Origin of the sequence: Sphaerotilus sp. (assembly GCF_034519685.1) — a bacterium.
In the GTDB taxonomy this organism is placed as follows: domain Bacteria; phylum Pseudomonadota; class Gammaproteobacteria; order Burkholderiales; family Burkholderiaceae_C; genus Sphaerotilus.
In genome coordinates this window covers 151965-173683 of record NZ_JAXHOF010000002.1, presented here as the reverse complement: position 1 = coordinate 173683, position 21719 = coordinate 151965, and the positions used below count along the sequence as shown (strand labels likewise).

19 protein-coding genes are annotated in these 21719 nt (G+C 65.1%); 14 read left to right on the top strand and 5 right to left on the bottom strand.

Features of this window, described 5'->3' with window-relative positions; genetic code table 11:
• Positions 1 to 2: 2 nt before the first annotated feature.
• The gene (locus U5O44_RS01320; RefSeq protein WP_322586662.1) at positions 3 to 1070 is read right to left on the bottom strand and encodes a calcium/sodium antiporter; all 1068 of its coding nucleotides are present in this window, start codon (positions 1068 to 1070) and stop codon (positions 3 to 5) included.
• Positions 1071 to 1227: 157 nt separating this feature from the next.
• On the bottom strand, positions 1228 to 2907 hold the full coding sequence (locus tag U5O44_RS01315; RefSeq protein WP_322586661.1) for an FMN-binding glutamate synthase family protein: 1680 nt from the start codon (positions 2905 to 2907) through the stop codon (positions 1228 to 1230).
• A 202-nt stretch (positions 2908 to 3109) separates the two neighbouring features.
• Between U5O44_RS01315 and U5O44_RS01310 the strand changes: the two genes are divergently transcribed.
• The 4 genes from U5O44_RS01310 to yfiB all read left to right on the top strand — a co-directional run bounded on the left by U5O44_RS01310 (position 3110) and on the right by yfiB (position 7278).
• A complete protein-coding gene (locus U5O44_RS01310; protein ID WP_322586660.1) occupies positions 3110 to 4657 on the top strand; it encodes a methyl-accepting chemotaxis protein in 1548 nt (515 codons plus the stop codon).
• A gap of 130 nt (positions 4658 to 4787) precedes the next feature.
• The gene (gene yfiR / locus U5O44_RS01305) at positions 4788 to 5435 is read left to right on the top strand and encodes a regulatory sequestration protein YfiR (protein WP_322586659.1); all 648 of its coding nucleotides are present in this window, start codon (positions 4788 to 4790) and stop codon (positions 5433 to 5435) included.
• Positions 5432 to 6721, top strand: a complete 1290-nt coding sequence (gene dgcN / locus U5O44_RS01300) for a diguanylate cyclase DgcN/YfiN (protein WP_322586658.1) — start codon at positions 5432 to 5434, stop codon at positions 6719 to 6721. The genes yfiR and dgcN overlap by 4 nt, the downstream gene beginning before the upstream one ends.
• The gene (gene yfiB / locus U5O44_RS01295; protein WP_322586657.1) at positions 6718 to 7278 is read left to right on the top strand and encodes an outer membrane lipoprotein YfiB; all 561 of its coding nucleotides are present in this window, start codon (positions 6718 to 6720) and stop codon (positions 7276 to 7278) included. Before dgcN ends, yfiB begins: the two co-directional genes overlap by 4 nt.
• Positions 7279 to 7301: 23 nt before the next feature.
• Here the strand turns inward: yfiB and U5O44_RS01290 are convergent, their stop codons facing one another.
• Positions 7302 to 8723 (bottom strand): DUF4382 domain-containing protein, encoded by a 1422-nt coding sequence (locus U5O44_RS01290; protein WP_322586656.1) that lies wholly within the window; start codon positions 8721 to 8723, stop codon positions 7302 to 7304.
• Positions 8724 to 8872: 149 nt separating this feature from the next.
• Here U5O44_RS01290 and U5O44_RS01285 point away from each other — a divergent pair, with 149 nt between their 5' ends.
• The 4 genes from U5O44_RS01285 to U5O44_RS01270 all read left to right on the top strand — a co-directional run bounded on the left by U5O44_RS01285 (position 8873) and on the right by U5O44_RS01270 (position 13428).
• On the top strand, positions 8873 to 10435 hold the full coding sequence (locus U5O44_RS01285; RefSeq protein WP_322586655.1) for a sigma 54-interacting transcriptional regulator: 1563 nt from the start codon (positions 8873 to 8875) through the stop codon (positions 10433 to 10435).
• A 157-nt stretch (positions 10436 to 10592) separates the two neighbouring features.
• Positions 10593 to 11903, top strand: a complete 1311-nt coding sequence (locus tag U5O44_RS01280; protein WP_322586654.1) for a D-amino acid dehydrogenase — start codon at positions 10593 to 10595, stop codon at positions 11901 to 11903.
• A gap of 80 nt (positions 11904 to 11983) precedes the next feature.
• Positions 11984 to 12820, top strand: coding sequence for a formylglycine-generating enzyme family protein (locus tag U5O44_RS01275; protein ID WP_322586653.1), 837 nt, complete (start codon positions 11984 to 11986; stop codon positions 12818 to 12820).
• Positions 12817 to 13428, top strand: a complete 612-nt coding sequence (locus U5O44_RS01270; RefSeq protein WP_322586652.1) for a histidine phosphatase family protein — start codon at positions 12817 to 12819, stop codon at positions 13426 to 13428. Before U5O44_RS01275 ends, U5O44_RS01270 begins: the two co-directional genes overlap by 4 nt.
• Before the next feature lie 184 nt (positions 13429 to 13612).
• Here U5O44_RS01270 and U5O44_RS01265 read toward each other — a convergent pair whose 3' ends face one another.
• Positions 13613 to 13855: a hypothetical protein gene (locus U5O44_RS01265; RefSeq protein WP_322586651.1), complete on the bottom strand. Its 243-nt coding sequence runs from the start codon at positions 13853 to 13855 to the stop codon at positions 13613 to 13615.
• A 265-nt stretch (positions 13856 to 14120) separates the two neighbouring features.
• Positions 14121 to 15298 (bottom strand): IS3 family transposase gene (locus tag U5O44_RS01260; protein WP_322586650.1). Its coding sequence is split into 2 segments (ribosomal slippage): positions 14121 to 15031 and positions 15031 to 15298, totalling 1179 coding nucleotides; the frame shifts between segments, so codons are not numbered across the junction.
• Positions 15299 to 15311: 13 nt separating this feature from the next.
• Here U5O44_RS01260 and tnpB point away from each other — a divergent pair.
• The 6 genes from tnpB (at position 15312) to U5O44_RS01230 (ending at position 21648) form a co-directional block, all read left to right on the top strand.
• Positions 15312 to 15647 (top strand): IS66 family insertion sequence element accessory protein TnpB, encoded by a 336-nt coding sequence (tnpB, locus tag U5O44_RS01255; protein WP_322586649.1) that lies wholly within the window; start codon positions 15312 to 15314, stop codon positions 15645 to 15647.
• Between the two features lie 416 nt (positions 15648 to 16063).
• The gene (locus tag U5O44_RS01250; protein WP_322586648.1) at positions 16064 to 16720 is read left to right on the top strand and encodes a TnsA endonuclease N-terminal domain-containing protein; all 657 of its coding nucleotides are present in this window, start codon (positions 16064 to 16066) and stop codon (positions 16718 to 16720) included.
• Positions 16721 to 16722: 2 nt separating this feature from the next.
• Entirely contained in the window at positions 16723 to 18630 is a 1908-nt protein-coding gene (locus U5O44_RS01245; RefSeq protein WP_322586647.1) for a Mu transposase C-terminal domain-containing protein, read from the top strand.
• Positions 18617 to 19612, top strand: coding sequence for a TniB family NTP-binding protein (locus tag U5O44_RS01240; RefSeq protein ID WP_322586646.1), 996 nt, complete (start codon positions 18617 to 18619; stop codon positions 19610 to 19612). Before U5O44_RS01245 ends, U5O44_RS01240 begins: the two co-directional genes overlap by 14 nt.
• Before the next feature lie 5 nt (positions 19613 to 19617).
• The gene (locus U5O44_RS01235; RefSeq protein WP_322586645.1) at positions 19618 to 20703 is read left to right on the top strand and encodes a TniQ family protein; all 1086 of its coding nucleotides are present in this window, start codon (positions 19618 to 19620) and stop codon (positions 20701 to 20703) included.
• 9 nt (positions 20704 to 20712) lie between these two features.
• Entirely contained in the window at positions 20713 to 21648 is a 936-nt protein-coding gene (locus U5O44_RS01230; RefSeq protein ID WP_322586644.1) for an IS5 family transposase, read from the top strand.
• The last annotated feature ends 71 nt before the right edge of the window (positions 21649 to 21719 follow it).

Below are 21719 nucleotides of genomic sequence, written 5' to 3'. Positions count from 1 at the left end.
CCTCAGTGTTTGCGCAGCAGGGCCACGACGAGGGTGATGACGGTGAGCGGCACCACGAAGCTCATCATCGCCACCGAGAACGTGCCCAGCAGCGCATGCTGCTGCGAGGCCAGGATCAGGTAGGCAACATAGGCAACGTAGTGAAAAAGAAACACCGCGCCTTCCCAGCGCGCAATCTCGCGGCCGGTCATGAACACCGGCAAGCAGGCCAGGGTCACGGCCAGCATCACCCAGATGTCGAAGTTCAGCACGGCCGCCGACATCAGCAGGCCGGTGTCACCCGCCGCCATGCTGGCCAGGCCCACGCAGCCCAGGATGTTGAAGGTGCTGCTGCCCACCACATTGCCCACAGCGATGTCGCGTTCGCCCTTGATGGCGGCGGCGATCGAGGCCGCCACCTCGGGCATGGAGGTGCCGGCCGACACGATGGTCAGGCCGATCACCAGGTCACTCACCCCCATGGCCTTGGCAAACGCCACCGAGGCGGTCACCAGCCACTGGGAGCCGAACACCAGCGCCACCAGGCCGGCCGCGATCAGCAGCAGCTGCACCGGCAGCTTGCTGTCCCAGGCACCGGCTTGTGCCGGTTTGACCTCTTCCGCGAATTCGTCCTGCGCAGCCTGCGTCTCCTTGCGCGACTGCACCACCAGAAAGACGGTGTACGCCAGCAGCAGGCCGAACAGCAACGCACCTTCCGGCACCGACACCTTGCCATCCATGCCCAGAACCAGCAGCAGCAGGCTGGCGCCGATCAGGATCGGCACCTCCTGCCGGATGAGCTGGATGTTCACCACCAGCGGCACGATGAGTGCGCTGATCCCCAGGATGAAGAGCACGTTGAAGATGTTGCTGCCCACCACGTTGCCGATGGCGATGTCGGTCTTGCCTTCCAGCACCGCGCCCACCGACACCGCCATCTCGGGCGCACTGGTGCCGAAGGCCACGATGGTCAGCCCCACCACCAGGGGCGAGATGCCAAAGCTCAAGGCCAGTTTGGAGGCGCCGCGGACCAACAGGTCCGCACCGACGACCAGCGCCGTCAGACCGGCGACAAAAAGCAATATGTTCATGGACAGAATCAGACTAAGTCGCGTGCACGCACCCGTCCCGGCATGGCTACCAGGCCCCCCGCGGGGGGCATCCTAGCCGATGGTGCCCCTCGGAAACCTGCTAGGCCCCTACGCCGGCAGGGGCGAAACCGAGGTGAGAGATCCGGAGGCCGGGCGCTCAGATCGCCAGTTCGCGCACCGTGAGCGCGGTGTCGCTCGGGTCGGTGGGCGCAAAGCGCTCGGCCTGGGCAAGCGGCCAGTAGATCTCGTAGACCTTGTGCGGCCACTCGCGCTCGCCACGCACGGCCGCGAGCAGCTCCCCCGGCGCGACAAAACAGAGCTGGTTGCGCAGCAGACGCACCTGGCCGTTGTCCACCCGGCGCACGATGTGCCCGGCGGTGATCTCGCCCGGGTGGCGCAGGCCGGCGGCCTGGACCAGCTCCTTCAGGGCGTGCAGCGTGTTCTCGTGGAAGCGGCGCACCCGCTCCATCTTGTCGGGCACGACCAGCGCACGCTGGCGGCCGGGATCCTGTGTGGCCACGCCGGTCGGGCAGTGGCCGGTGTGGCAGCTCTGCGCCTGGATGCAGCCGAGCGCGAACATGAAGCCGCGCGCCGAGTTGCAGAAGTCCGCGCCCAGCGCCATCGCGCGAGCGATGTCGAAGGCGCTGACGATCTTGCCCGACGCCCCCAGGCGGATGTGCTGGCGCAAGTTCAGCCCGACCAGCGTGTTGTGGACCAGCAGCAGCCCTTCCTGCAGCGGCGCGCCGACGTGGTCGGTGAACTCCAGCGGCGCGGCGCCGGTGCCGCCTTCGCTGCCGTCGACGACGATGAAATCCGGCCGCAGCCCGGTGGCCAGCATCGCCTTGCAGATGGCGAACCACTCCCACGGATGCCCGATGCACAGCTTGATGCCGACCGGCTTGCCGCCGGAGAGCGTGCGCAGCCGGTCGAGGAACTGCAGCAGCTCGACCGGGGTCGAGAACGCGCTGTGCGCAGCCGGGGAGACGCAGTCGGTGCCGACCGGCACACCGCGCGCCTGCGCGATCTCGATGGTCACCTTCGGGCCGGGCAGCACGCCGCCGTGGCCGGGCTTGGCGCCTTGCGACAGCTTCACCTCGATCAGGCGCACCTGCGGATCGCGGGCATTGGCGATGAACTTCTCTTCGCTGAAGCGGCCAGCGTCGTCGCGGCAGCCGAAGTAGCCGGAGCCGATCTCCCAGACCAGGTCGCCGCCGTGGGTGCGGTGGTGCACGCTGATCGAGCCTTCGCCGGTGTCGTGCATGAAGCCGCCCTGCTTCGCGCCACCATTGAGCGCAAGGATGGCGTTGGCGCTGAGGGCACCGAAGCTCATGGCCGAGATGTTGAAGACGCTGGCGCTGTAGGGCTGCGCGCAGCCGGCGCCGATGGTGACGCGGAAGTCGTGCGAGGCCAGCGTGGTGGGGGCCAGCGAATGGTTGAGCCACTCGAAGCCCTCGCGGTGCACGTCGAGCTGGGTGCCGAAGGGGCGCTTGTCGGGCTCGCCCTTGGCGCGCTGGTAGACCAGCGAGCGCTGCTGGCGCGAAAACGGCGCGGCCTCGTTGTCGCTCTCGATGAAGTACTGGCGGATCTCGGGGCGGATGAACTCCATCAGGTAGCGCACATGCCCGATCACCGGGTAGTTGCGCAGCACCGAGCGCTGCGACTGCCGCAGGTCGCGCACGCCGATGACCAGCCCCGCGACACCGAGCAGCGCAACCCAAGGCGGCATCTGGAGTCTCCACCAGGCCAGCCCGCCACCCAGCGCCATGGCGCCACAGGTGAGCATGACCAGATAGCGGATCGGGAAATGGCGATCCAGTGCGTTCATCCAGGCGGGCATGGGAATTCCTTCAGGGTTCGCTCTAGGCACCGCCGATTGTCGCCAGTGCCGGCGACCTCTACACGGTCCATCTAGCCCATGAATTGATCCGATTTCCTCTCGGAATTTGAGGAAACCATCCTGGTGCGCTGCACGGATCATCGAACGCCGAAACCCATTCGTTTCACATTTCACTGCACGGATCAGCCCAGGTGTGCGCCCCATGAAGTCCCTCTCGATCTCCGCCCGTCTCTGGTTGCCCCCGCTGGTCGTCGCGGGCTTGCTGTTGCTGGTCGAGGGCGGGTCGGTGCTCCACACCCGCGCCGAGATCGACGAGGCCCGCGCCGACATCGCCAGCCAGCTCGACAAGATCGACAAGACCACCCAGTGGGCGGGGCTGACCGAGGCCAATGCGGCCCGTGCGCTGGCGGTGCTCAACAGCACCGACACCGGGCTCGGCGAGCGCCTGAAGCCCGAGATCGAGGCCACGTCCGCCCGCATCAGCGCGCTGCAGAAGGCCGTCGAGGCCAGCGCGACCGCCTCCGACGAAGTGGCCGCCCTGGCCAGGGTCGGCCAGGCGCGCAAGGTCTACATCGACCTGCGCAAGCAGCTGGCCGCCGCGCGCAGCGCCGGCACGGAGGTGTCGGAGGCGGAGCTGTCGCGTCTGCGCGAAGTGCTCAACACCTACATCGCCGCGCAGCGCGAGACCGTGGCCCTGCACTACCGCCACGCCGATGCCATCGCCGAGACCGCTGCCGCCCGGCAGCGTCAGACCGTCACGGTGGTCGGGACCACGTTGCTGGCGCTGTCGGTGTTGCTGGTCATCTCGACGGCGCTGACCGCCCGCGCCATCCTGCAGCCGCTGCACCACGCGCTCGACACCACCCACCGCATCGCCGGCGGCGATCTCAGCGACCCGCACACCTCGGTTCGCCAGGACGAGATCGGCGACCTGATGCGCGGGCTGGCCCACATGACCCGTTCGCTGCGCCTGCTGGTGCAGGACGTGCGCGCGGGTGCCGTGTCGATGGAAAGCGCCAGCGCGGAGATCGCCCTCGGCAACGCCGACCTGTCGCGCCGCACCGAAATGACCGCCAGCAGCCTGCAGGAAACCGCCGCCTCGATGACCCAGCTGACCAGCACCGTGCAGCACAGCACCGAATCGGCGGCCCAGGCGCACCAGCTCGTCACCTCGGCCGCCGAGGCCGCCACCCGTGGTGGCACGGTGGTGGCCCAGGTGGTGCAGAACATGGACGAAATCACGGCATCGAGCCGCCGCATCGGCGACATCACCGGCGTGATCGACGGCATCGCGTTCCAGACCAACATCCTGGCGCTCAACGCTGCGGTGGAGGCCGCGCGGGCCGGCGAGCAAGGCCGCGGCTTCGCGGTCGTCGCCAGCGAGGTGCGCTCGCTGGCACAGCGCTCGGCAGAAGCTGCGCGCGAGATCAAGGTGCTCATCGGTGCCTCGGTCACGACCGTGGACCAGGGCGCCCAGCTCGTGCGCGAGGCCGGCAGCACGATCCACGACCTCGTGGCCTCGGTGCGCCACGTCTCGGACATCATCACGCACATCGCCGCCGCCTCGTCCGAGCAGAACCAGGGCATCCAGCAGATCGGTCAGGCGCTCACCCAGCTCGAAGTGGCCACGCAGCAGAACGCCGCCCTGGTCGAGCAGAGCGCCGCCGCCGCCGACAGCCTGCGCGACGAATCGCAGCGCTTGAACCAGGTTGTGCAGAAATTTCGGATCGAGGCGAATCACATCGCCTGATTGTGAACAAATCGTTACCGACTCTGCGCCTGCGGCGGGTGGTACTTGATCGTGCTGGGACTGGCTCACACAATGCGCCAGCACCGGTCCTTCAGAGACCGCCCTTCACTTCAGGATCGGATGTCAGGACATGTTGCTGCGCTGGCGCACGCGGATCGGCCATGGAGTCGGCCTGGGGTGTCTGACCCTGTCGACGGCCGTCTGGTCTGCGCCATGGGGGCAGGATCCGCCGACCAGCGGGGTCAGTGTCAGTGTCTCCGCAGCGTCCAGCCATGCCGACCACCGGACAGGCAGCACCGCACTGCGGTTGACCGTGGTCGACGCCGTGCTCGGCATCCTCGCCCACACCCGCTGGCCGCAGCACAGACCACATTCGCAGTTGCAGTCGCAGTCACAGCCGCTGCAGCTGTGTGTCAACGAACGCAGCAGCAGCGTGCTGGAGCTGCGCACGCTGCACGAGCGCGTGGCATCCGGCCGGCTGGCGCCGGTCCGACTGGTCGATCTGGCCGACGCACTGCCGCTCGACTGTGACGCCGTCTATCTGGGCGCCGGTCCGGCAGCGGCGGAGCCGCTGGCCCAGCTGACCGGGCGGCCCGTGCTCACCATGGGCGAAGGGGCCGAGTTCTGCAGCAGCGGGGGCTTGTTCTGCCTGGTGCCACGCCCGGGAGGCAACGGTCTGCGGGTGGAGGTCAACCTCGACGCGGTCGCCCGCAGTGGTCTGCATGTGCACCCGCAGGTCCTCAAGATCGGTCTGCCCCGAACAGGAGTCGCACCATGACGCGCCCGGTGTCTTTCCTGAACCTGCTGCGCCGGGGACACCTCCAGGTGGCGACCGCAGCGGTGATGACCTTCGGACTGGCCCTGGCGCTGATCGCGCATGTGCTGCTCAGCAGCGTGCAGGAACGCCACCTGGCGCTGGTGGCGCGCACGCTGAGCTACTCGGTCGGCGCAGCCATCACCTTCCGCGATGAACAGGCCGCCAGCGAACTGCTGCGCGACATCGCCGGACGCGAGGGTCTGGTCGAGGCCCGCGTGCAGCTGCCCACCGGCGAGGTGCTGGCCAGCCATGCGGCGCCGACCGGCGGCGCCCTGGACCGCCTGATGCGCGAAGCCGGCGAGTGGCTGATGCACACCGAGGCCCGGGCGCCCGTGCTGCTCGACGGGCGGACCATCGGACTGGTGCATCTGCGCGGCGATGGCACGGCGTACGCCTGGCTGCTGGTCTACGGCGCCGTGGGCGCGGTGCTGTGCATCGGCGCCTCGCTGGCGGTGGGCACGCTGATGACCCGGCGCATGGAGCGCTCGATCATCACGCCGCTCAACCAGCTCGCGGCGCTGACCCGCTCGATCCGCAGCGAGCGCGCCTACGACCGGCGCGCGCCCGCGGCCCGCATCGCCGAGTTGCAGACGCTGAGCGAGGACTTCAACGCCATGCTCGATGAAGTGCAGCTCGGGCAGGCCGAGCTGATGGCCCGCCACCGCCGGCTGCAGTCCGACAACGACCTGCTGGCGCACAAGGCCTGGCACGACGAGCTGACCGGACTGGCCAACCGCTCGCAGTTCGAGCGGCGCCTGCAGGAAGCGCTCAACAGCACCTGCGCACGCGGCGGGCACCTGGCCGTGCTCTTCCTCGATGCCGACGGCTTCAAGGCGGTCAACGACACCGCGGGCCATGCCGCCGGTGACCGCCTGCTGACGATGATGGCCGACCGGCTGCGCACCGCCGTGCGCGAGACCGATGTGGTGGCCCGGCTGGGTGGAGACGAGTTCGCGGTGCTGCTGTACCCGCTGCGCAGCGTGGAGGACGCACGCCGCGTCGGGCAGAAGATCCACAGCCTGATGACCCAGCCCTTCGACCTGGACGCCTACGGCCAGTTCCACTGCGGCCTGAGCGCCGGAATGGCCACCTATCCGCTGGACGGCGACACCATCCCCGCCCTGCTCGACACGGCCGACCGGGCCATGTACCGCGCCAAGCATGCCGGCAAGCGGGCGCGGCTGCAGCAGTCGGCCTACCCCATCCTCCACGACAAGATCGACCAGATCGATCAGATCGCGCAATGACACGACCGCAACCGCCCCTGGAGCCACTGGCCCGCCGCCAACCCCTCGCAGTACTGGCCGCCCTCGCCTTGGGCATGGCGCTGGCCATCCCGATGGGTCTGACGGGCTGCGCCTCCCAGCCTCCGCCGGCACCCGCCGCCCCGGCGCCGCGGTTTTCGCCGACGCAGGTCACCGTGCTCCAGCGACTGGGATTCGCCGAGATCACCGAAGGCTGGGAGCTGAACCTGGCGGGCAAGGTGCTGTTCGGGTTCAACGACGAACGCCTGGGCGCCGACGGTCTGCGCACGATCGCCGACATCGCCGAGGCCCTGCTGAAAGAAGACCTGACGCGGCTGCGCATCGAAGGCCATGCCGACAACATCGGCGACGAGGCCTACAACCGGCGCCTGTCCACGCGCCGCGCCGAGGTCGTGGCGCGCGAGTTCGCCACCCGTGGTCTGCCTGCAAGCCGCATCGAGGTCCGTGGAATCGGCTCCGCCGTGCCAGTGGCCGACAACACGACCGAGGCCGGCCGCGCGCAGAACCGCCGCGTGACGGTCCTCGTGCGCGGTGACTGAAGGGGGTTGCGGCGGGCGCTGGCTCAGCGCTTGCCGTGCTGCGCGGCGTGGCGCTGCCCGGCGCAGCCGTGCACATCGAGGACGCTGGCGGCCAGCGTCGACCCGCTGAGCGTGCCCACCACCTTGACCGTGGCACCCGCCACCAGGCAGCTCGCCGTGCCGTCGTGGTAGGTGGCGCCCGCCGTGGTCACGGTGTAGGTGCCGGCGGCCACGGCAGTCGTGGCGCCACTGCTGGCCACGGTGAAGGTGAAGCTGCCGTCGGCGGCCACCGCGTCCACGGTTCCGCGCACGCCGCTGCCGGTGTAGGCGTGGCCCGGATGGGCCGTCCGCGCGCGGCTTGATGCGGCGCCCCGCACATCCACCGTGTTGGCCGTGATCACCGCCGCCGAACCGATGCCGCTGACCTGCCCGCGGAAGCTCACCACCACACCGACGGCAAGGTCGCTGACCAGTCCATGCGGGAAGCTGGCCTCGCTGACATCGATCACCACGCTGTCGCTGCCCGGCAGGAAGTTGGCGTCGGTGAGCTTGACCGTGACCAGCGAGCCGTTGATGGCGCTGATGCTGCCTTCGCCACGGGCGCGCAAGGTGGTGGATTCGACATGGACCACGGTGGCCGAGACGGTGATCGGGTCGGCCGTCGTGGCCCCGGGCGTGACGGTGCCCTTGATGCCGATGCGTGTGCCGACTGCCAGCTGTTCCAGCGTCAGCGTGGCGCCGGTGGCTTCGTTGGTGATGACCGCATCGGTCGCCAGCGAGACGACCACGCCAGTGCCCAGACGGCTGTCGTGGACGGTGATCGTGCCGGCGGCGGTGTCCACGCTCTGCACGGTGCCGTGGACATGGGCCTGCTGGCGCACGAACTTGCGGAAGGCGTCGGTCGGCGACAGCACATCGACCTGCGGCGTCACGAGGCCGGTGGCCGCGCTGTAGGTGAACCGGGCGAGGTTGAAGTCGAGCACGAGCTGGCCGGTGGTGGCGGTGTCGAAGCGCAGGTTGCGCACGTTCCACACGAAATCGCTGCTGCCGCTGCCCAGCTTGCCGGTCACGGTGGTGGCGCCATCCAGCGAGACGAGCTGCACGTCATTGCCCAGCGTCACCGCGACCTGCGTGTAGAGGCCGGCCGGCAGCGTCACGCTCGACATGAACTGGCCCACATCCGCCAGCGAGGACAGGTTGACGACGACCGGCGCCGCGGTCGCGTCCAGCAGCGTGACGACGGCGCCGGTGCTGTCGGTGGCGGTGATCTGCTTGATCGTGACCCAGACCTTGGAGTATTCGGTGGCGAGGTTGTCGGTGATGTAGGTCTGCAGCGTGACCGACGAGGCGGTCGCGGTCGGCGTGGTGGTGTCCGTGTCGCCGCCACCGCCACAGGCGGTCAGCACGGCCAGCGCGGCCGTCGTCAAGGTCAGGATCAGGGACTGGCTGAGGCGGGTACGGGTCATCGGTAGGTTCCTGGGACGGCGAGATTGAATGAAATGGGAAACTTTCCCATATATGGACATCCTAGAAGCCTCCACCGCCCCATGTCCATGCACAAGTGAACAGCGTTACGCCGGTTAACCCAACTTTTCATTCACGCAGAATCCGACACATGCGCATCGACGTCTTCTTCACCGACCGGGTCGGCATCGCCCAGGAAATCCTCGCCACGCTGGCGCAGCGGGCGCTGGACGTGTCGGCGGTCGAGGTCGAGCCGCCGCACGTCTACCTCGAAGCGCCGGCGCTGGATGCGCAGGGGCTGGAGCAGCTGCGCGGCGAGCTGCTCGGCGTGGCAGGCGTGCAGTCGGTCGGCGCGGTGGCGATGCTGCCGGGCGCACGGCGGCGGCTGTACCTGGATGCGCTGCTGGCGGCGCAGGAAGACCCGGTGCTCGCCGTCGATGCCGCGGGCGTGGTGGTCGTGGCCAATGCGGCGGCGGTCAGCGCCAGCGGGCTGGCCGAGTCGGCGCTGATCGGACGTGCCCTGCCGGGTCTGACCGACCGGACAGACGCGCCCCGTGCGGGCAGCGAGGTGCAGTTCGGCGGCCAGCCCTTCCTGCTCGAATCGGTGGCGCTGCACGAGGCGGGGGGTGCGGTGGCCGGCGCGGTGCTGACGCTGCACGCGCCGCACCGCCTCGGCGAGCGGCTGAGCGCGCTGCGCAACCACGGCGCGGGCGGCTTCGAGGCCATCCTGGGCGACTCGCCCGCGATCCGCCAGCTCAAGCAGCGCGCCGCGCGCATGGCGCCGGTGGACGCGCCGCTGCTGATCCGCGGCGAGACCGGCACCGGCAAGGAGCTGATCGCCCATGCCTGCCACGCCGGCAGCCGCCGCCGCGACCAGCCCTTCTTTGCGCTGAACTGCGCCGCATTGCCCGAGAGCCTGGCCGAGAGCGAGCTGTTCGGCTACGCCGGTGGCGCCTTCACCGGCGCGCTGCGCGGCGGCAAGCCGGGGCTGCTGGAACTGGCCGATGGCGGCACGCTCTTCCTCGACGAGGTGGGCGAGATGTCGGCCTATCTGCAGGCCAAGCTGCTGCGCTTTCTGAACGACGGCAGCTTCCGGCGCGTCGGCGGCGAGCGCGAGCTGAAGGCGGACCTGCGCATCATCAGCGCCACCCACCGCTCGCTGGAGGACATGGTGGCCGCGGGCACGTTCCGGCAGGATCTGCTGTTCCGGCTCGACGTGCTGCAGCTGCAGGTGCCGCCGCTGCGCGCACGCACCGAGGACATCCTGCCGCTGGCGCAGGTGTTCCTGGAACGCGCCTGTGCGCAGATCGGCCGGCCGCGGCCGCGCATCGGGGCCGCGGCAGCGGCGGCGCTGCTCGCGCATCCGTGGACCGGCAATGTGCGGCAGCTGCAGAACGTCGTCTTCCGCGCCGTGACGCTGAGCGAGGCGCCGGTGATCGAGCCGGCGGATCTGGAGTTCGTCGGCAGCGCGCCGACGCCCGCCGCTGGCGCCAGCACCACGCCCGCGGTCGACGAGGTCGGCTCGCTGGACGAGGCCGTCGCCGACTTCGAGAAGGCGCTGCTGCAGCGGCTCTACCGCGAACATCCCTCGACGCGCAAGCTGGCCGAGCGGCTGCGGACCTCGCATTCGGCGATCGCGGTGCGGTTGCGGAAATATGGGGTGGGTGGGGTGGACGGGGTGGGCGAGGGTGGATCCTCGCGTTCGCGAGGATGACGGAGGGGGGGGTGCATTGATTTCAATACGGTGAGCTGAAATCAAGACAGCACAGCCCCGAATTCGTATTGAATTGCATACGAATGGGGCGCGCGCGCTGGGGCAGTCGAATGGCATGGTCGTTGCACTGCGTTCTGCAACTCTGGAGAACAGCAACATGCGCGTCCTGGTCCTTGGCAGTGGGGTGATCGGCACCTCGGTGGCGTACTACCTGGCCCGTTCCGGCCACGAAGTGACGGTGGTCGACCGGCAACCCGGTCCCGGTCTGGAAACAAGCTATGCCAATGCAGGCGAGATCTCGCCGGGCTACTCGGCGCCGTGGGCCGGGCCGGGCGTGCCGCTGAAGGCGATCCAGTGGCTGCTGATGCACCACAGCCCGCTGGTCATCAAGCCGCTGCTCGACCCGGGCATGTGGACCTGGTGCCTGCAAATGCTGGCCAACTGCAACGAGCGCGCCTACCGCGTCAACAAGGCGCGCATGGTCCGGCTGGCCGAGTACAGCCGCGACTGCCTGAAGGAGCTGCGCGCCGACATCGGCATCCAGTACGACGCGCGCAGCCAGGGCACGCTGCAGCTCTTCCGCACCCAGAAACAGCTCGACGGCATCGGCAAGGACACCGAGATCCTGCGCCAGCACGGCGTGCCCTTCGAGGTGCTCGACCGCGCCGGCTACCTGCAGCACGAGCCGGCGCTGGCCGGCGTGCAGGAGAAGTTCGTCGGCGGCCTGCGCCTGCCGGGCGACGAGACCGGCGACTGCTTCCAGTTCACCCAGCGGCTGGCGGACGCAGCGCGGGCATTGGGCGTGCAGTTCCACTTCGGCGTGGACATCCAGGGCATCGACCACGCAGGCGACCAGATCACCGGCGTGCGCACCAGCCGCGGCACATTCACCGCCGACCACACCGTGCTGGCGCTGGGCAGCTACTCGACACAGATGCTCAAGCCGCTCGGGCTGCACATCCCCGTCTACCCGGTCAAGGGCTACTCGATCACTGTGCCGATCACCGATGCCGCCCACGCGCCGGAGTCGACCATCATGGACGAGACACACAAGGTCGCCGTGACGCGCCTAGGTGAGCGCATCCGCGTCGGCGGCACGGCGCAGCTCTCCGGCTTCAACCTCGATCTGGACGCGGCCCGCCGCCGCACGCTGGAGTTCGTCGTCACCGACCTGTTCCCGAAGGGCGGCGATGTGTCGCGGGCCGAGTTCTGGTGCGGCCTGCGCCCGATGACGCCGGACGGCACGCCCATCCTCGGCGCCACCCGGCTGCGCAACCTGTCGCTCTCCACCGGCCACGGCACGCTGGGCTGGACCATGGCCGCCGGCACCGGCCGTGTGCTGGCCGATCTCATCAGCGGCCGAAACCCCGAGATCAGTATGGAAGGGCTGACGATGGCACGCTACGGACGCCGTGCCGGTGGTGGTACTGCATCGACCGGATTCGGCGCCGTGGCCCAGCGCTCCTGAACGTCCCTGCGTGCTTGCGTGCCCGCCAGACGCCGGACGCCAGGCGGTCCGGCACAACGCAAGCAAGCAAGGGAGTTCCTGTGCACACAGCCCTCTGGCGCCTCGGCGGCGTCGCGGCCCTGCTGGCCGCAGCGTCGCCCACCGTACTGGCAGTCGATGCCGCCCCTAACCCAGCCGGCATCGACTGGCAGCTGATCGCCGTGCCCCCCGGCGCTTCGGGTCTGTCCGGCCCGTTCCGCATCGCCCACACCGAGACCACCATCGCCCAGTACCGGCGCTTCGCCGAGGCCACCCGGCCCACCACCCTCGCCGAACGCCGAGGCGGCGGCGAGGTGTACGAGGCCGGCTGGACCCGAAAACCCGGCTGGACCTGGCGCACGCCCTTCGGCCGCGAACAGGCCGTCGCCCTGGACGAGCCTGCCGTGCACCTCACCTACGGCGAAGCCGAGGCCTTCTGCCGCTGGGCGGGGGGCCACCTGCCCAGCGACGCGCAGTGGCGCGAGGCGGCCTACACCGAACGTCGCCCTGCGCCTCCCGCCCCGTTTGTCCACGGACGCACCTACACCTACCCCACCGGAGACAGCCCCGTCGGCGCACAGTGCCTGGACGAGTGCGGGCCGCATGCCCGTACGCGGGCCGTCCGCCATGGCACCCGCCTGTGGCGCGGTGACGGCCATGCACGCGCCGGCACGACACCCGCCGGCGTCAACGGCCTGCACGACATGGGGGGCAATGCCTGGGAGTGGGTGGACGCGGGTGCGGAGGCCGGCACAGGTGCTGGCGACCAAGCCGAGCGGCGCACCCGTGGTGGCTCCTGGTGGTACGGCGCGGCCCAGATGCGTGCGGACCACCTGCAGGGCAAACCCGCCGACACGGCCGTGGTCTACATCGGCTTTCGCTGCGCGGGGCGGCCATGAAGGCGCTGCCATCCGTGCGGTCCGCAGTCTTCGCGCTGCTGCTGTCGGCCGCGGCCGGGGCGCTGGCGTCGGATGCCTCGGTGATCCTGTTTCGCCACGCCACCGCGCCCGGCATTGGCGATCCCGCCCACATGCGCCTGGGCGACTGCAGCACGCAGCGCAACCTCGACAGGCAGGGCCGCACGCAGGCGCGTCACATCGGCGAGCAATTGCGCCAGATGGGCGTGCCCGTCCGCGCGGTGTGGACCTCGCAGTGGTGCCGGACCCGGGAGACCGCCGCGCTGGCGTTTCCGCAGCTGCGGCCGGTCGAGCAGCCGGCCTTCAACTCCTTCTTCGGCGACCCGTCCGGCGCCGATGAGCAGACCGCACAGGCGCGCACCCTGCTGCAGGGCTGGCGCGGCCCCGGCGTGCTGGTGGTGAGCACGCACCAGGTCAACATCGCCGCCCTCACCGGGATCTCGCCACACACGGGCGAAGGCATCGTGGTGCGCCCGACGGCGGCGGGACTGCAGGTGCTGGGCCGGATTCCCGCACCCGCACCCGCACCCGTACCCGCCGATGCTCATGACAGCATCTCGAAGATAACGAGAAAAAAGCATCATAATTAGCCAAAATTTCTCGCACTACGTGAGAAAAAATATTGGAGTTGATGAGACTAAATTCAAGACTTCCCGGATTTTGTGTTGCGTCGCCCATAGGGAACTGAAAAGCGCAGACTGGGGCGCTGGCAGCGAAGGCGCAGCCGGAGGGCAATGCCATTGCTGCCTGAAGGAAGTTGTGATTTGTGACAACTCAAATCGGCGGCAGCTTGGCAATGCGTTCGGCATAACTGGCCGCGCAGGCCGCGGCGCGATCGTGGAGTTCCGCGGCAGACCGAACCTGAAGCTCCAGCAGAACTCTCGCGTTGAGCCGTTCGATGTTGGAAAGACGCACAGTCTCTTCTCTGTCATCGACTTCAACGGAGGAATGATTTGCATTTTCTGAGTCCGATGCGACGTGCTTCGGATTTTCAGAGAAGGCATTCGTTGTCGACATGGGCCAGCATGGTACTGCCCTGTGCGCGTCGAAGTGTACGGGATGGTGAAATATTGCCGATTTAGATGGCATCCAAGGATCCAGCAAGGCACTACCGCTCGACCCAGCCCCATCGCGCGGATGCGACGGGCGATGCTCCCCCCGAACTTCAACGCCCAGCACGCACTGTCTCGTAGGTCACCGACATTGCGGGCACCCGGGTGTGGCTGGCCGCCGGTGTCACGGACATGCGCTGAGGTGTACTGTCAACCGTGGACAGTCAAAGTTAATGCGCAGAGCGCAGTTGTTGATAGAACTGCCGAGCAAAGACGGCAGGCGGGAGGTTGCCGATGGCGCTATGGCGACGCTGGCGGTTGTAGAAGACCTCGATCCACTCGGTGATTTCGGCAATGGCCTGCGCGCGGGTGGCGAAGCGCCGGTGGTGGACGAGTTCGTTCTTCAGGCTCCCCCAGAAGCTCTCCATCGGGGCGTTGTCGTAGCAGTTGCCGCGACGTGACATCGACGCCCGCATGCCCAGTGCATCGAGTGCGTGACGGTAGTCGTGGGCGCAATACTGGCTGCCCCGGTCGGAGTGGTGGATCAGCCCGGGCGGGGGTCGGCGCCGGGCATGGGCGTGGCCCAGCGCGCGCAGGCAGAGCTGCTGGGTCATGCGCTCGTCCATCGCATAGCCGACGATCTCTCGGGTGTACATGTCCTTGATCCCGGCCAGGTAGAGCCAGCCCTCGTCGGTGCGGATGTAGGTGATGTCGGTGAGCCAGAGCTGGTCGGGCGCGCTGGCGGTGAAGTCCTGCTGCAGCAGGTTGTCAGCCACGGGCAGCGTGTGCTCGGAGTCCGTGGTGACACGAAAGCAGCGCTTCTGCCGGCAACGCAGCGCCATCGTGCGGCGCAGTCGGTCCACACGGTCACGCCCGGCCTCGAAGCCCTGCGCCCGCAACTCCACCAGCACCCGGCGCGTGCCGTAGGTCTGGCGGCTGGCCGCATGCACCCCTCGGATGGCCACCTTCAGCCGCTCGTCGTCGCGCTGACGGGCCGACGCCGGCCGCTCGCACCAGGCGTAGTACCCGCTGCGCGAGACCCCCAGCGCCGAGCACAGCACCGCCACCGGATAGTCGTGTCGAGCCTGCAACTCCTTCATGACCGCGTACCTTGCAACGACTCCCTCGCAAAGTACGCGGCCGCTTTTTTTACGATCTCTCGCTCCATCTCCACCCGCGCCAGTTCCCGGCGCAGCCGGCTGACCTCGGCCTTCAGTTCCGCCACCGACGGCTCGGCCGCCTTCAGCGCCTGGGCTCCCCGGCGCTGGCTGCTCGCCACCCAGTTGCTCAGCGAGCCCTTCGGAATGCCCACTCTCTGCGCCGCTTCCTGGTGTGACAGCTTCTGTTCCAGCACCAGCTTTACCGCTTCCGCCTTGAACTCTGCTGTGTAGCTTTGGTTCTTCTTCATCGTCTTTCTCGTCGTGTCACCGGGTCAAGTGGGTGTCCACGGAAGTCAGGCTACCTCACGCTGCGGCATCGACAGCCTGGCATTCAAGGTGCAGGCCACGCTGGCAGCGGATCCATACGGAGGCCATGTGTTCGCCTTCCGTGGTCGCCGAGGCGATCTGGTCAAGCTGCTGTGGAGCGATGGCGACGGCATGTGCCTGCTGACCAAGCGTCTTGAGCGAGGCCGATTCATCTGGCCACAGGCCGAGACCGGAAGCGTCTCGCTGAGCGCGGCACAACTGTCGATGCTGCTCGAAGGCATCGACTGGCGACGCCCGGAGCGGACGTGGCAACCGCGCATGGCGCGGTAACTGAACTCGTCGAGGGGTCTGGTTGACAGGAGAAATGCACGAGGCGTTGAAGATCATGTCTAGGCTCTCGCAGAGGTTGCGCATCTCGATAGCCATGGCGTAGTCCGACAGCGCCGCCTTGACCTGCTGACCTTGGGCGGCGCAGATGGCCGACTTGGCCACCGCCAGCACGTTGAACATCACCATCGCACAGGCCAGCCAGATCGTGTCGTCGCCCGGAACGGACCCGCCCCGTCAAGTGCAGACACCTCGGCCTCACACATCCCTGTCGTCTTGATAGAGGACATCGGAGCACGCGGATGAACCAACCAAGGGTTTACCTGCGTTCGTTCCGAAAAACCAAATCTGAAAATGTCTCGAAGCAGCCGAGACTGAATCGACCACCATGTCGGCAAAAAACCAGGGAGCCACCGCCGATGCCATCACGAAAGATCCCGAAGAACCACCTGTTCGTCACTGGCGCCTACGCCAGTTCGAAATCGGACGTCATGATCGGCTTCGAGTCGTTGCTGGAGAAGGAGTACATGCTGCTCCTTGACTTCGACCCGACCGTCGAGAAGTACGTCGAGCAGCCGGTGACGCTGCCGGTGCCTGGCAAATCACGTCGCTACACCCCCGACCTCCTGGTGACCTTCAGGAAGGACTCGACCGGCCACCGGCCGCCAGCCCAACTCATCGAGGTCAAAACCACCGCCGAATTGACTCGCAAGGCCGAGGATCTTGAGCCGAAGTTCGCTGTCGCCGAAAAGTACGCAACCGATCGTGGTTGGATCTTCCTGAAGAAGACTGAACTGGACATCCGAACGCAGCGCTTGGCAAATCTGAAGTTCTTGCGCAGGTATCGAAACCTCTCACCCGCTCCCGAAGAAGAAGCCGGCGTACTTGCGCGATTGCAAGTCTTGGGGGGAACCGCTGAACTTCAGTCTCTGCTTGACATGCTCGGGGCAACGCCAGAAGAGCAAGCGCAGTGGACACCGATATTGTGGAACCTGGTGGTCCGCAACCGGATCATGTTCAACATAGACAGAGAACCGCTGTCCTCAAACGTCGAGGTCTGGCTGCCTGGAAACTGATGATGAAAAAGCCGCCACCCAGCGTCATGCGCATCACCAAGGGAGCAACTGTCCACCACCTTGGCCGCGATTATGTCGTCCAAAGTCTGGTTGACATGAACTTGATCTTGGCGAAAGAGATTGGTTCAGAACAGCAGGTACTTCTGCAACTGGATTCACTTCAGAGTCCTCGCACCGTAGCGCCAAGCGAAGGACCAACTCCACCGGCTATCGATCTTGAAAGCATTTCACAAGACGACTGGGATATTGCCAAAGCCCGGCGGGCGATCATCGATCCTTGGATAACAGGTACGCGCCAATCTCGTGCGGAATACAAACTGCAAGCAGAAGCAGCAGGCATAAGCGTGGCGACGCTTTATCGCTGGTTGTCCACGTACAGGAACACAGGGTTATTGTCATCATTACTGCCTAACCGGCGTGATGGAGGACAAATGAAAGGCCGCTTGTCACCTGAAGTGGAAACAATCCTCAAAGACTGTATTGAAAATTTTCACCTCACCCAGCAGAAGGTATCTATCGCGGCAACCACCGTAGAGGTTCGACGTCGCTGCAGTAATGCAGGAGTTCCAATGCCTGCGGCCACGACCGTGCGGCGCCACATCGAATGGATCGATGAACAAACCAGAATCAAGCAGCGTGAAGGCGATCGTGTTGCCAAGCTTCGGTTCGACCCAAAGATTGGAAAAATTCCTGACGCCAACTGGCCTTTAGCTATTGTCCAGATGGACCATACGCTCTTGCCCGTGATCATTGTCGATGATGAACATCGCAGGCCGATCAACCGCGCCTGGATCACACTGGCCATCGATGTGTTCAGTCGCATGTGCGTGGGCATGTACCTGACACTGGACCCACCTTCGGCCATGTCTGCAGGAATGTGTGTGCTGCACGCCATTTTTCCGAAAAATAAGTGGCTATTACGTTTGGGAATGTCCGATTTGGAATGGCCCTGCTACGGCGTGATGGATACCTTGCACATGGACAACGCCCGAGAGTTCAGGGGTAACATGCTCAAAGCAGCCTGCGCTGAATATGACATCGATGTCAATCTGAGACCCGTCAAGAAGCCGCACTACGGCGCTCATATTGAACGACTCATGGGCACTGTTTCAGAAGAACTGAAGTCTGTCAAAGGTGCAACATTCTCGGGCCCCAAAGAAAAAGGAGACTACGACGCCGAGGGCAATGCATGCATGACCCTCAGCGAGCTTGAAAAATGGCTGGTGCTCGTTTTTGCTCGCTATCACTCCAATATCCACAGGGGAATCGGCACTACTCCGCTGACAAAGTGGCGTGAAGGCATTTTTGGGACCAAGACTACGCCGGGACGCGGACTCCAACTGATCCGCTTGGACGAAGAAAAAGCCCGGATGGATTTCATGCCTTATGAGGAGAGAACCATACAAGATTATGGCGTCGTCTTGGACAAGATTTTCTACTACCATGATGTCCTGAGACCATGGATCAATGCCCGCGATCCAGAAAACCCAAAGTTGGCCCGTCAATTCAGATTCCGACGAGACCCCAGAGACATCAGTCAGCTATATTTTTACGATCCAGATGTGCGGCAGTATTACGCTATTCCGTATCGGGACATAGGATTGCCGGTGATCAGCATTTGGGAATGGCGTGAGGCCCAGAAAAAAACCCGCGAGCTTGGAATACCGGACTATGACGAGCGGGAAAAATTTTCTTACCTCAACCGGCAGCGCGATCTTGAAGCCTCCGCAGCGCAAAAAACCAAGCAAGTTCGACATGCACAGCAGGTCAAGAAGGAACACGCCAAGGCTCGGACCGTCAAGATGCACACTGAACTTCCCAAAGTCAGCACCCTGAAGGAAAGTGCAGCGCCTCCGGCCCTGCCTGGTTATGATCAATCCAAAGTAAGGCCACTGGATGACGAATATTGAAGCACCACCGCCAGCAGCAGAGAAGATCAAAAGAGTCAGAGGCAAGAACAAGATCGAGAAAGTCGATCAGAACGCCGATCCCGTTCAAGACCTTCCATATCCTCATCTGAATAGTGTGGCGCGTGAATTGATGGGGCGGTCAGACGCCGAAAGGATTCGGGCGATACAGCAAGGATCGTGGCTGCCACTACCGCATGCAAAGGAAGCCATTGAGCGCATGGAAATGCTGCTCGACTATCCAACGGTGACACGCATGCCGAGCCTGCTGCTGGTAGGCGCATCGTTCAGCGGGAAGAGCACCATCCTGGAGAGATTCCTTTCTCTGCACCCGCCAGACGTGGACCCCTCAAGTGAAATCATGACTTGCCCTGTCGTCATGATTGATTCACCGCCCAAGCCAGACATCGCGGATTTCTACAGCCGCATCCTTGATGCTCTCATGGCGAAGTATCAAAGCAGAGCCGCTAGCTACGAAAAATACTCCCAGATCAAGCTGCTGTTCAGGCAACTCGGCGTCAAGATGTTGATCATTGATGAAATTCATCATCTGATTGCTGGAAGCCTCAACCGACAGCGTGAATTCAGGAATGCATTGAAGAGCCTGAGCAACGAGACAAAAGTCTGTCTGGTTGCCGCAGGCATTGACGAGGCGTACAACGCATTCAACGCTGATCCGCAAATGTCCAGCCGATTCATTCCTTTGAGGCTCCCGAGTTGGCAGACTGATCAAAATACGGGCATTTTGCTGGCGACACTGCAAAAGCGCATTCCTGTCAAGCACCCGTCCGATCTGGATTCTCCAGAATCCTTGCTGACCATCGTCAACCGAGCTGAGGGATCATTAGGAGATATCTTTGATCTTGTCAAAGCGGCAGCAATTAAGGCGATTGAGTCTGGTGAAGAAAAGATATCCTTGAAATTGATCAAAGGGATTGATTGGGTTCCCCCATCACGGAGAAAGAACTATCGCCCACCGCTATGAGGCACATGGCTCGCTTCCATCAAGATTTGTGGCCCATCAGATACAAGCCACTGGAAGACGAGTTACTCTCAAGTTGGCTGGTTCGTCTTGCCCATGGGCACGGGCTCAAGGTTCAGTCGTTTTGCAATATGTTGTATGGCAACAAACGACAAATCTGGAATAGAGACATAGACAGACTTGCACCGCAATGGTTGCTAGATGATTTGATACTCCATACTGGAGCAAATCAGACACAAGCAGAGCAAACAACCTTGCGAATATTTGATGGTGTTCTAGTCAAGCACTACCGAGAAGCTGGGCCGCTCCAGTGGATACAACTGATGCAGATGTATCACCGGAAGCGTGAAGGCTATGGTCAGCAGTTTTGCCCAAGCTGCTTGCGAGAAGACAAAGTCCCCTATTTCCGAAAAACCTGGCGATTGGCGATCAAGACCATGTGCCTCAAGCACAATTGCATGCTGATGGATCGATGCCCGCAATGTGATTCCGCGGTGAGCTATCACCGCATCGGAATGGGCCAACCCAATCACGTCGAGTTTGAACCCTTGTCTGCCTGCCACGAATGCGGCTTCGACTTGAGAGGTGCTTTTGTCACACCCGTCAAAATCTACGATCAAGCAGCATTTGACTGGCTTCGCCAGGTCATTGCTGATGTCGACGATTTCTCAGCGGGAAAATCGGCAAAAGTCGATCTGAAAGAAATGAGCTTGTTTCACCACCTCACGGCTATGGTCTCAAAAGAGCGCAAGCGCTACCACTTGGGTCAGCATGTTGCGGACATGATTGGAGCAGATGACTATGTTCCCATCAATGAAACTCGCGTCGCGCTGGAATCCTACCAATGCCATGTGCGCAACCAGTACATGCAGCTTGCCGCTTGGTTATTGGTAGATCCGCAAATTCGGTTGCATCAGGCATGCCGGGCTCGGGCGATTCGGCACAACTTTCTGCTACGGGACATGAAGGATCCACCTGCATGGTATGAGGACTGTGTCAACAACAGGATCGCCACTCGTGCTCGGCCGTTCTTCGAGCGTCGCGGCTTTGTTGCACAACCCACCCCGCCGGCCGATGGTCGAGCGGTGAGGTAGGCTGACAGGATGAGCAAGCCAGCAAAGCAGAAGTACGTGACGAAGAACTGGGCGCCGTACACGAAGGCGCTGAGGGCGCGGGGCTCGCTGACGATGTGGCTGGACCGGGACATGGCGTGGCAGGCTGCGCCGGTCAGCGGCAAGCCGGGGCGACCGGCGACGTACAGCGACGCGGCGGTGCAGTGCTGCCTGACGATGAAGGTGCTGTTCGGACTGGCGCTGCGCCAGACGCAGGGGTTCGTGCAGAGCGTGCTGGGGCTGTCGGGGCTGGACTGGCAGGCACCGGACTACAGCACGATGAGCCGGCGCGAGAAGCGGCTGACGGTGGAGATCACGGCGCGGCCGAGCCGGGGCGGGCTGCACCTGCTGGTGGATTCCACGGGGATCAAGATGCTGGGCGAGGGCGAGTGGAAGACCAAGAAGCACGGGGCGGAGTACCGCAGGCAGTGGCGCAAGGTTCACCTGGGGATCGACGCCGAGACGCTGGAGATCCGGGCGATCGAGGTGACGGACAACAGCGTGGGTGACGCGCCGATGCTGCCGGAGCTGCTCAGCCAGATTCCGGACGAGGAGGCGGTGCTGTCGGTGAGCGGGGACGGGGCGTATGACACGCAGGACTGCCACGACGCGATCGCCGAGCGGGGAGCCGAGGCGGTGATTCCGACGCGCAAGAACGCGCAGCCGTGGAAGGCCAAGCGGCCGGGGGCGGCGGCGCGCAACGAGATACTGCGGGCGACGAACCGGCTGGGCCGGGGGATCTGGAAGAAGTGGAGCGGCTACCACCGGCGCTCGCTGGTGGAGACGAAGATGCGCTGCTTCAAGCTGCTGGGCGAGCGGGTGATGGCGCGCACCTTCGAGCGTCAGGTGGTGGAGCTGCAGGTGCGGGCTGCGGTGCTCAACCGCTTCACCCACCTGGGCACCCCGGTGACGCAGGCTATGGCGTAACTCCGTCTGGGGTCAGGGGGAACTCGGCTTCGGCGGAGTTGTGCAACAAAGCCGAGCGTCGCCATAAAATC